This is a genomic window from Clostridium sp. MCC353 (assembly GCF_018785315.1).
Taxonomy (GTDB): Bacteria; Bacillota; Clostridia; order Lachnospirales; family Lachnospiraceae; genus CHH4-2.
In genome coordinates this window covers 23,349-34,173 of record NZ_WQPN01000052.1, presented here as the reverse complement: position 1 = coordinate 34,173, position 10,825 = coordinate 23,349, and the positions used below count along the sequence as shown (strand labels likewise).

Sequence of the window (10,825 nt, the reverse complement as noted above, 5' to 3'; positions counted from 1 at the left end):
GCTAAATGGCATTTAATTCCCCAGCTTCGGAGAACACCAGCAGGAAAGCGGGACGAGGGGACGGACTGGATGTTTGGATGGGGGCGGGCCAAGGGGCATCCTTCGGGGATGAAAGCCATCTGGAAACCGTTAGTGAAAGTTAGGCTCCAGGGAAAAGTCCCATAAAGAGTTTACCGTGAATGGGCATCGGACCGTCTTTTTCTGTCCCTGGAGCCTTAGTTTCACTTACGGTTGGAAGCTGGTTTTCATCCCCGAAGGATGCCCCTTGGCCCGCCCCCATCCAAACATCCAGTCCGTCCCCTCGTCCCACTTTTCTGCGTAACTTCCTCAATTAAATCCCAATTTATGATATAATAAAAGCTGTCATAAATCGATTTTATTTCAGGGAGGACGCAGAATGCTGCTTTTAATCACCCCCTATCCCGGCCTGAAGGAAGTGGCGCTGGCGGTGGTGGAGGAATACGGGTACAAGGACATTGATATCTATGTGGGCAACTATCAGAAAGCGCCGGAGCTGATACGCGCGTTAAATGCGGATCAGAAGTATGAAGCGGTTATCACCCGCGGCGGCACTGTAAATGTCTGCCGCACCGTTACGCGTCTGCCGGTGATCGAAATCAGAATCACGGCCTTTGATATTCTCCGCATTTTGAAGCTGGCTGAGGGCTACACCGGGAAAAAGGCATTTCTGGCGTCGGAGAATCTGACGGAGGAATTTTCCCGTTTCGGCAGCCTGATGGAGAGCGATGTGGATGCGTTCAGTTATAATGAGCACGCGCAGGTGGAGGGCCTTGTGGGCGTTTTGAAGCAGCAAGGGTATGAACTGATCATAGGAGATCATATTGTATACAACAGCGCATTGGAAATGGGTATGAACAGCATGCTGTTAACCAGCGGGCCGGAGGGCGTGAGGGATGCGGTGGAGGAAGCCGAAAGGCTGTGCCTCCATCTGAGAAATGCCAAAAAGGGCGAAACTGCCGGACCGCACCGGAGGGAACCGGCCCCCGTTTTCCCAGCGGACCGGGAAATGCCAACGAGATGGCAGGAGGTGTCGAACCTTTTAATTGTCAGCCGCATAAGCCAAATGTCGGCTGGGGATGTCCATACCGTATTTCCCAAAAGCCAGTTGGAAATGATAAAAGACTACAGCCGCACCCCATTTCCCACCATCATAAGCGGGAGGGATGGAACTTGTAAAAATGATGCGGGTTATCTGTGCTGTTGTTTTGGCAGAAAGAAAAAGGGGGTATTCATCCGCCTGGACTGCTGCGCTGTTTCTGAAAATCAGGATTTCGGACTGCTGGACGAAGCGTTGGACGCTTTGTTTGGAACGGAGGGCGGCATCCTGTTTTTGGAAGACATCGACCGGATGAAAACGGAGGCGCAGAAAAAAATGGTACGCATTCTGCGTAAACTGGAAAAAAACAAGGAGTTGAAGCTGATTGCTTCCTGTGAACTGCCGGTGGATGAATGCGTTGCGAATAAGATGCTGCTGCGGCCGCTGCAGGCTGTTTTGGACGAAGTCAGAATCGAGTTAAAGCCTTTGAAAGAATATTCCCGGGAAATCAAAAACATGATTAGCGTTTATCTTGGAAAACTGGATATGGCCTGCGGAAATTACAGCGCCGGAATTGACCGGAGCGGACTTGAACAGCTGGAACAATATGGGTGGCCGGGAAATACCCGTCAGTTTATGAGGGTTTTAAACCATTTGGTCCTGGGCAAAAAGGGAATGTTCATTAAAGATTCTGATGTGAAACAGGTGCTTATGGAAGAGGGGGAAGGCGGGGGCAGCCATTTGGTTTCTGTGGATCTGAACGGAAGCCTTTCAGAAATTGAAGAGAGGATCATCCGCCGGGTGATGGAAGAAGAGGGGATGAACCAGTCGCGGGTGGAACGGCGGCTGCAGATCGGACACAGCACTTTATGGAGAAAGTTGAATAAGAAAAAATAAGCAGGAAATTTAAACGGGAAAAGCAGACAGGAAGAGAAGATAGGAAAAACTAGCAGGAAAAGCAAATAGGAAAAGACGACAGGAAAACTAACAGGAAAAGACGACAGGAAAAACTAACAGGAAAATAAACAAGATAATGAAAAGAGAAACAAGGAAATATGAAAAGTATTTCAAAATGAAATAAAATCAGCGAAAAAAATATATATAAAATGGAAAATCTCTATTATACTTAAATCTGTATTTGAAGAACCGCACGATTTGTGGAACCGTTTGAGAATATTGAGGAAGCATCACAGAATGTTAAGGCAATACTCAAAGATCAAAGCAATTCCATCCGCAAATCAGTGACGTTCAAAAAAGATAGAGAAAGAAGAGAAAACATATGGTTAGGGACATGACCACGGGAAATATTAACAGCCATTTGATCCGCTTTTCCATTCCGCTGATTCTGGGAAACCTGTTTCAGCTTACCTATAATGCGGTGGATTCCATCATCGTTGGGAAATTCATAGGAACCGGGGCATTGGCAGCGGTGGGCACGGCCAATCCGGTAATGAATATCGTGATATTGGGAATTACGGGTATCTGCATCGGCGCGTCGGTGCTGATGAGCACATTTTTCGGCGCAAAGGAGATGGAAAAGTTAAAACGGGCGGTTTCCACCACCATGATGCTGGGGCTCATTTTTTCCGTGATCATTGTGGCCTTCGGGGAGCTGTGTTCAGAAGGCATATTGAAACTTCTGCACGTGCCGGAGGACATTCTGCCTATGGCAACCCTGTATCTGAGAATCATATTCTGGGGTATGCCATTTACCTTCGCATACAATGCCTACTCGGCGGCCATGAGAAGCGTTGGGGATTCCAAAACACCTATCAAATTCCTGGCCATGGCCTCGGTTCTCAATGGATGCCTGGATTTTATATTCATAGCCATTTTTAAAATGGGAGTGGTGGGTGCGGCTTTGGCAACAATTATCGCTGAATGCGTTTCCGCGCTGATGTGTTTCATCTATGTTTTCCGGCATGTGCCCATGCTGAAACTGGGACTGCGGGATCTTAAAATGGATAAACAGATGCTTAAATTAACCTTACAAAATGGTTCCGTAACCGCGCTTCAGCAGTCCTGCCAGCCCATCGGAAAGCTGCTGATCCAGGGCAGCATCAATTCCCTGGGAGTTAATGCAATTGCTGTTTTTAACGCGGTAAACCGGGTGGATGATTTCGCACTGACGCCGGAGCAGAGCATTTCCCATGGCATGATGACATTTGTGTCCCAGAACAGGGGGGCCAAGAAGACGGACCGCATGAAAAAGGGCCTGACACACGGCCTGACCCTGGAGTTTTGCTATTGGATATTTATCTGCATCATGATCTGGCTGTTCCGGGAACCGATTATGAGACTGTTTCTGGATAATGACGACGCTGTGGGCATGGGCGTGAAATACCTGGGGCTGATGGCGCTGTTCTATATCTTTCCCGGATTTACAAATGGCCTGCAGGGCTATTGCAGAGGCCTGGGCAATATGACCATCACCCTGATCGCCACATTGATCCAGATCACCATAAGGGTTATTTTCGTTTATTTCCTGGTTCCTGTTATGGGGCTTCCCGCTGTGGCCTATGCCAGCATGGCAGGATGGAGCTGTATGCTGCTGGCCGAAGTGCCCTATGTGATAAAAGCCAATAAAAAACAGAAGACGGTTTAAAATTCTATTGGAACAGAGGATGCTGTTTGATCAGATGGATCAGGTATTCCTCTGTTTCTGTTATGTGCAACCCTTTTCTGAACGCAATCACATTATCCCGGTATAGTCCCGGAACCAGGGAAAGATAGGCGATCCCCTGTTCGCCGTTTTTATAGGAAGCGGGAATGAATGCGATGCCCACATCTTTTGACACCAGCCTCTGCGCGGCCGAATTGCTGTTCACCTCGCAGACGCTGATGGGTTTAAAATAATGGGACCGGAAAATCTGGTCTGTGCTCTGACGCAGGGTAGAACCTTCTGCTGACAGAATAAAGCTTTCCTGTTTAAAGATCCTGATCAGGTCGGGTATCGTTATCTCCTTTGTATCCGGGTGGCTGATGTGGAAATGGTGGCTTTCCGGGATGGCGAAGAGAATCTCTTCCTTTCTCAGAAATTCATACTGATAGGGGAATTCCGATAAATCGCTGACGGCCATCACCGCCATATCCAGCTTGGCGCTGGATAAAAGCTGGACCTGCCGGTTGTATTTGCTCTCGTGTATTTTGATGGTAATGTGGGGGAACTTCTGCTTAAACGCGGGAAGGATATCCGTCATCATATCGATTCCCCACTGGGAGGAAATGCCTACCTGAATCTGGCCGGTCTGGGAGAGGGAGGAGACATTTTGATAGAGCTGTTTCTGGATCTGGATCACGGACTTTGCGGCCTCGATGTAGAGTTGTCCGGCGGGAGTGGGGATCAGTTCATTTTTGGTCCGGGTGAAAAGGGGAGTGCCCATCTCCGCTTCCAGCTTCGATAAATACTGGCTCAGGGAGGACTGGGATACGTACAGGTTATTGGCTGCTTTGGTGATGCTTCGCTGCTTGGCGATTTCTAGGATATAACTCAGATATTTGGTGTCCATGAGTGAAGTCCTTTCTGTGTATTTGAGTGTGTCTGGCCACGGAGTGAACAGCAAGCTATTAGTAAAACTGATGCCAGCTATCACATCTGCGAATTTGCTTTTTTGACTGAACTAAACTAAAATAAATACATAACAACTTAGAGCGTGTTCGAAGATCCATTTCCAGCAAAGATCCAATGGAAAAGCAGTTTTCAAACGCATTTTAGTAAATTATACCAGACGAATGGGGAAAAGAAAAGGAGAAGAGATTATGGTACCAACAATTACAAAGATGGAAGTTTATCCGGTAGCCGGAAAAGATTGTATGGAATTAAATTTAAGCGGGGCGCATTCACCCTACTTCACAAGAAACATCGTAGTTCTTCATGCAGACAATGGGGAAACAGGCGTGGGAGAGGTTCCCGGTGGACAGAAGATCACAAAAGCGCTGGAAGAATGCATTTCTATCGTAGAAGGCACAAAAATCTCCGAATATAAGAGCACATTATTAAAAGTTAAAAAATATCTGGATTCCAGAGGAGAAGTGGACGTGAGAGGAAACCAGACATTTGACCTTCGTACCGGCGTTCATGTAATTACAGCCATTGAAGCTCCATGCCTGGATCTTTTAGGAAAACACCTGGGTGTGCCGGTTTGTGAACTCCTTGGAGAAGGACAGCAGAGGGATAAAGTCAGAATGCTGGGATATTTATTCTTTGTAGGCGACCGCAACAAGACAGACCTTCCATATGATTCCGAGCCGGATTCTGACTGTGAATGGTACCGCATCCGCCATGAAGAAGCGTTAACAGCGGATAAGATTGTGGCATTTGCAAAGGCAACCCAGGAGAAATACGGTTTCCAGGATTTCAAGCTGAAAGGCGGCGTTCTTCCGGGCAATGAAGAGATGGATGTGATCCGGGCAATGAAGAAAGAATTCCCGGACGCAAGAATTGACCTGGATCCCAACGGCGGATGGCTTTTAGAAGAAGCGGTTGAGTATGTAAAGGGAATGCAGGGAATTCTTACATATTGTGAAGATCCATGCGGAGCTGAAGGCGTATATTCAGGAAGAGAGATCATGAGCGAGTTCAGACGCCGCACCGGTTTCCCGACCGCTACCAATATGATCGCTACGGACTGGAGAGAAGTAGGCCATTCCTTAGAATCACAGGCGGTTGACATCATCCTTGCAGATCCTCATTTCTGGACCATGAGCGGTTCTGTAAGAGTTGCCCAGATGTGCCATGACTTCGGATATACATGGGGTTCCCACTCCAATAACCATTTTGACATTTCCCTGGCTATGTTCACTCAGGTCGGCGCTGCGGTTCCTGGAGAATACAACGCTCTGGATACCCACTGGATCTGGCAGGAAGGTCTGGAAAGACTGACAAAAGAACCACTTCAGATTGTGGACGGCTGCGTGGAAGTTCCCAAGAAACCGGGACTGGGAATCGAAGTTGATATGGATCAGATTAAGAAAGCTCATCAGTTATATCTGGATAACTGCCTGGGCGGAAGAGACGATTCCATCGGAATGCAGTATCTGATTCCGGGATGGAAATTCAATCCTAAGAAACCTTGTTTAGTAAGATAATCGAATACCTGTATGAGATGAGGGACAGACTGGTTTAGATCAGCCTGTCCCATATTTTATATCCCGGATCAGAGTTCCCCCTTTTTTCAATTTCTAAAGCCCCCTATGCCCCCAGGAGGTCAGTTTGCAGTATTCTTTGATTTCTTCCAGCACGCGGTCTGAATTGATCATTTAAAGACAAGTTCCAGGCTGTCTCCCAGGACATAGGAAATGTCGTCTTCCCGGTCCAATGTGATGACCTGTCCGTACTTTCCATTTTTCCCCGGTTCCAGATCCATGAGGATAAAAGAACCGCCGCCGTCATGGGCGATGGGAATCCAGCCCCGTCGGTATTCTCCTTCTTTTATCCGGCCCTCTTCGGCAGAGAGTACCTGATAGGGGCAGTCCAAAAGAATCCTGTATTCCTCTTGGGCAGCCTGAATGCTTAATAATTCAAAACCGAGGAATGACGCCATGTATTGGTTCTCTCCGTTGACGGCCTGATAAAGTTCATAATATTCTGCCGGAAATGCTGCTCCGGCCAGCCCTTCAAATTCCTGTATCTGCTCTTTTCCGGCGCCGCATGCAAAACGATTTTCCAAATCCGGACAATAGGCGGCCAATGCGTTTAGATATTTTTGGATGTACATGAGGCAGCTCCCCCTTATTTTGATATGGTCCTTCTGTATCTGCTTGATTTTATCCCCAAGTGCAATACAGTGGCGTTTCCTGGCAGGGATTTTGTCCGTAGAAATCAGTTTCCACGAATAAGCAAACTTGGTTTTTCCATGAGCCTTGATATGCCTTACAGATAGTATAGCATATTCAAAGCCCGTCTGCATTCACATCACGTCCAGTCCATCTGTCATTTTTTCAAAGTGCCTGCGCTTGATCTGAATCCGGTTTCCATTCATAATGCAGCCCGTAAAAGAAAGGAAAGCCGTCATCGCCTGATGGCGGATGACGGCTTTCCATAATAACTGATGTTTAGGTATAATGAAAAATCAAGATTCTTTCCATGCCCCGTCTGGCCCGACTTCATAGCTGTCGATCTTTGTATTGACCGCCATGGAGCCGTCCGCGTAGAGATAGTACCATTTGCCGCCAATCTGCTTCCAGCCGCCGGACTGCATAAGGCCAGCCGTATCAAGATAATACCATTTGCCGTCCACCTGCTTCCAGCCGATGACAGGCTTGCCATTCTCATAATACAGCCATTGGCCTGCGTCGTTCTGCGTCCAGCCCAGCGCTGTGACGAATACCCCGCGGGTTATGCCGGTATTCGGGCTGAACTGTGGCGTGTCCTGCTTGTAGCCCACGCCGTAGACCGAGAAATGCCCGGTTCTGGCAAGCATGGCTTTGGTGTTCGGGTCATAGCTGGAATCCGTTAAATAGGTTACGCCGCCGTTATCATCCACATAGACTACGCATAATTTCCCGGTGTCCTCGCCCTTTTGCGGGGGGTAGGGAATAGAGAGGGATGCCCAGCCGCCGCCGAAACTCGTGACCGGCTTGCCGCCGCTGGTGAGCGTGAAGCCAAACGCCGGGCGGCTGCCGATGACATTTTGCGCCTCTGCCGACAGGGTATTCGCCGCCACCGGCTTTGCGGAGACGGTGACCGCTCCGGCTGCCACGGCCTGGGCCGCTTTCAGCGCGGCCAGATCAAGGGTGATGGTCACGGTGTCGCTCTTGATTCGTACCTCGGTAACGCCTGCTTTGATGAGCGCATCCACCGATCCTGCCGTCAGGGTTGCCGTAATATCGCTGGCGCCCCCTGTCGTGGCGGCATCGATGGTGACGGAGACGCCGTTATTCTCTGTCCCTGTCTTTTTCGCCGCGTTCTGGGCTGCTTTGATGGCATCGGTGACGGACTTTTCAGGCACGGTAACTGTGGCGCTGCCATCACTGCCCGCAGTGGGCGTTACCTTTATTTCCGCGTTGGTGGCCGTATCCGGCTTGCCGGTGGCTGGCGGGGTAACGGTTATAGTGCCGCCGCCGGAGGACGAACCTTCGCCGGAGGACGAACCGCCGCCTTCACCGTCACCATCGCCGTCTCCATCGGAATAGGTGGAAACGCTTACGGTGCAGATGGCAGTATAGCCGCCGTCTGTGGTGGTGACAGTAATGGCAGCGGTTCCGTTGCCCACTGCCGTTACCTTGCCGCTCTGGTCAACGGTTGCCACAGCGGTGTTGCCGCTTGCCCACGTCATTGTCTTGTCGGCAGCATCTGCCGGAGAAACCGTGGCAGTGAGGGTAGCGGTGTTTGGGGTGGTGTTACTGTAAAGGGAAAGGTTTGCTTGATTCAGCCTTACCCCGGTGACAGCCGCTGCGCCTGCCGGAATACTCTCATAGGCAGCCGCCACGGTCATGGTGCCGGACAGGGTGAAGGAGGCCTTATTCCCGCTTGACGCTGCGCCGACAGGCAAAGCCGACCACTTCTGGAACGTATAGCCGTCGTCCGGCTTGGCAGTCAGCTCCACCGCATTATCTTCCATATTGTAGCCCGTCATCCATACCTTGCCACCCACTGCTGAGGCCAGGGTCAAGGTATGTCCGTCCTTTGCTGTGAAAGACACATAAGGATTATCGGCACAGATCAGCTCGATCAGTTTCGTCAGGTTCTCCAGGCCGTTCAGTTCTGTCAGCTGGTTATTAGAGCAGTTCAGGCTGGTCAGCTTCGTCAGGTTACCCAGGCCGTTCAGTTCTGACAACTGGTTATTGGCGCAGATCAGAAGACGCAGTTCCGTCAGGCTCCCCAACCCAGTTAAGTCTGTAAGCTGGTTATTGGCGCAGATCAGCCACTCCAGTTTCGTCAGGTTCTCCAAGCCGGTCAGGTCTGTCAGATGGTTATTGACGCAGACCAAATCGGTCAGTTCCGTCAGGCTCCCCAACCCGGTCAGGTCTGTCAACTGGTTATTAATGCAGGACAGAAGGTTCAGCGCCGTCAGGCCGGACACATCCAGCGTGCCCGTTAAACCCTTATCCCCCAGGGATAAAAGGGTAATTCTTTTCAGGCTGCTGTTACGGTCCCATTTTACCAATCCTGCCGCTTCCCAGCTTGCCGGGTCGTCCCTGCTGACGCCGCCGCTCACCAGCGAGGGGTGTGCGTCAAGGATCGCCTGGAACGCCATCACGTCGCCGCTGTGGTATCCGTCGTTCTGGCCGGTGATGGCTTCAAAGACGGCCACCACCTTCACATGGTTTTCAGACATTGTGAATTTGTTATTCGTAACACTGTCCGGGCTCCATCGTGGGAATCGCCATTCTTTGAATTGATAGCCGCTATCCGGTGTGGCGGTCAGCGTAATTTCTGTCCCCGCCGCCGCGGAAGAGTGGGAAGCGGAGGCCGTGCCGTTTCCCTCCGTCTCTACGGTAATGGTGTAAGTTGAACGGGTGTAGCCGCAGCGGTTACATATCAAATCGGTATTGTCGTCATAGATATGAGTTCCCCGGATAATCACATTACGGCAAGAAGAACATATTTCCTGGCAGTACATGTAATTGCTGAGCATCCACCTCCCAGCCGGTGTGTGTTCGCGGAAAACAACATGCATCTCCACATCTGCTGCCGGCATTTGAAACGAACCGAGAATTACCGAGGCCGTATTGCCTCTATACTTTATGGTTATCTTGGGATCGCACAAAGAGGGATCGCCCGGTGTGGCGGTCACCTTAACCTCTGTTTTTGCTGCCGCGGAGCTTTGGACGGATGCCGTGCCGTTTCCCTCGGTCGTCATGGTAATGTTGTAGAGGGTCCGGGTCTTGCCACAGGTGTCACAATCCGGATCGTCACTGCCGCTATAGCTATGGGTCCCCCGGGTAATCAGGACATGACATGTCTGACAATATTGTTTGCAGTAAATGGCATTGTTCATATCCCAAATCTCGCCGAATATGTGTTCATTGAAAACAACATGTACCGTCACATCCGCCGCTGGCATTTCAAATCGCTTATTATATACTTTTTTCGATATACTATTATATTCTATAGTTATATCGGGCACCTTGCACAAAGAGGAATCATTTAGCGTGGTGGTCAGCGTAACTGCCGTTCCCTCCGCCGCGGAGGTTTGGGATGCGGATGCCGTACCGTTTCCACCGGAAACCTCTACGGTTATCGTGTAGGTGGTGACATCTTTCGAATTGGGATTCTCCGTCCCGGCGTTGTTGACCGTGATGTAGGGCAGGTCACCTTCGCTCAGCCCGTCGTTCGCAGGCGGCGTGTTCTGCCCGCCGCTGTCCTTTACACATTCCCCGCACAAAAAGGTGCAGGGAGTACCGGGAACAGCCGGAGCATAGCCGCAGTTTTCGTCATGCTTATGCTGGCAGTCCAGCTCTGCTGTGACGCACCCGCTCTCTTCATCGCAGATGTGAGCACAGTCCAGCGGCTCCGACGCGCCGCTGTCGGTGGCAGTGGGGATTTCGTCCCCATAGCACTCATCCCTATGCGCGTGCGTGCAATTGGTCACTTCCTTGTAGCACTCGTCCCTGTGCTCGTGGGCACAGGGGACTTCCGGCATCCCCTCGGTATAGCCACAGTCGGCGGTGTGCTCCTTGTGATGTTCACACAATCCGGACCCGCCGATAACTGGGCCGCCCTCCAGCGCAGACACCGTGTTCATCCCTGTCATGCTAAAGAGCATGGCGATGGGCAGAAGTACGGATAATGTTCGTCTCCATTTACATTTCATCTCAAACCCT

7 protein-coding genes are annotated in these 10,825 nt (G+C 50.5%); 3 read left to right on the top strand and 4 right to left on the bottom strand.

What is annotated here, in order from left to right; genetic code table 11:
* Positions 1-139: 139 nt before the first annotated feature.
* Positions 140-280, bottom strand: a complete 141-nt coding sequence (locus tag GPL15_RS10550) for a hypothetical protein (RefSeq protein WP_215698640.1) — start codon at positions 278-280, stop codon at positions 140-142.
* A 117-nt stretch (positions 281-397) separates the two neighbouring features.
* On the opposite strand from GPL15_RS10550, the gene GPL15_RS10545 reads away from it, so the two are divergent.
* Complete coding sequence (locus tag GPL15_RS10545) at positions 398-1,954, top strand: sigma-54-dependent transcriptional regulator (protein WP_215698639.1); 1,557 nt, start codon at positions 398-400, stop codon at positions 1,952-1,954.
* 382 nt (positions 1,955-2,336) lie between these two features.
* Complete coding sequence (locus GPL15_RS10540) at positions 2,337-3,662, top strand: MATE family efflux transporter (protein WP_215698638.1); 1,326 nt, start codon at positions 2,337-2,339, stop codon at positions 3,660-3,662.
* A 4-nt stretch (positions 3,663-3,666) separates the two neighbouring features.
* Here GPL15_RS10540 and GPL15_RS10535 read toward each other — a convergent pair whose 3' ends face one another.
* Positions 3,667-4,566, bottom strand: a complete 900-nt coding sequence (locus tag GPL15_RS10535; protein WP_215698637.1) for a LysR family transcriptional regulator — start codon at positions 4,564-4,566, stop codon at positions 3,667-3,669.
* A gap of 250 nt (positions 4,567-4,816) precedes the next feature.
* On the opposite strand from GPL15_RS10535, the gene GPL15_RS10530 reads away from it, so the two are divergent.
* Entirely contained in the window at positions 4,817-6,145 is a 1,329-nt protein-coding gene (locus GPL15_RS10530; protein ID WP_215698636.1) for an enolase C-terminal domain-like protein, read from the top strand.
* A 167-nt stretch (positions 6,146-6,312) separates the two neighbouring features.
* Here the strand turns inward: GPL15_RS10530 and GPL15_RS10525 are convergent, their stop codons facing one another.
* Together GPL15_RS10525 and GPL15_RS10520 are read right to left on the bottom strand one after the other, a co-directional pair.
* Entirely contained in the window at positions 6,313-6,774 is a 462-nt protein-coding gene (locus GPL15_RS10525; protein WP_215698635.1) for an SMI1/KNR4 family protein, read from the bottom strand.
* Positions 6,775-7,128: 354 nt separating this feature from the next.
* Positions 7,129-10,815 carry a leucine-rich repeat domain-containing protein gene (locus tag GPL15_RS10520; protein ID WP_215698634.1) on the bottom strand — a complete coding sequence of 1,229 codons (3,687 nt, stop codon included), beginning with the start codon at positions 10,813-10,815 and terminating at the stop codon, positions 7,129-7,131.
* Positions 10,816-10,825 lie beyond the last annotated feature (10 nt).

Excerpts from the sequence above, each read along its gene's own strand:
- GPL15_RS10550 (WP_215698640.1), bottom strand. The coding sequence starts at position 280 with ATGGGGGCGGGCCAAGGGGCATCCTTCGGGGATGAAAACCAGCTTCCA.
- GPL15_RS10545 (WP_215698639.1), top strand. The coding sequence starts at position 398 with ATGCTGCTTTTAATCACCCCCTATCCCGGCCTGAAGGAAGTGGCGCTG.
- GPL15_RS10520 (WP_215698634.1), bottom strand. The coding sequence starts at position 10,815 with ATGAAATGTAAATGGAGACGAACATTATCCGTACTTCTGCCCATCGCC.
- GPL15_RS10535 (WP_215698637.1), bottom strand. The coding sequence starts at position 4,566 with ATGGACACCAAATATCTGAGTTATATCCTAGAAATCGCCAAGCAGCGA.
- GPL15_RS10530 (WP_215698636.1), top strand. The coding sequence starts at position 4,817 with ATGGTACCAACAATTACAAAGATGGAAGTTTATCCGGTAGCCGGAAAA.
- GPL15_RS10540 (WP_215698638.1), top strand. The coding sequence starts at position 2,337 with ATGGTTAGGGACATGACCACGGGAAATATTAACAGCCATTTGATCCGC.
- GPL15_RS10525 (WP_215698635.1), bottom strand. The coding sequence starts at position 6,774 with ATGTACATCCAAAAATATCTAAACGCATTGGCCGCCTATTGTCCGGAT.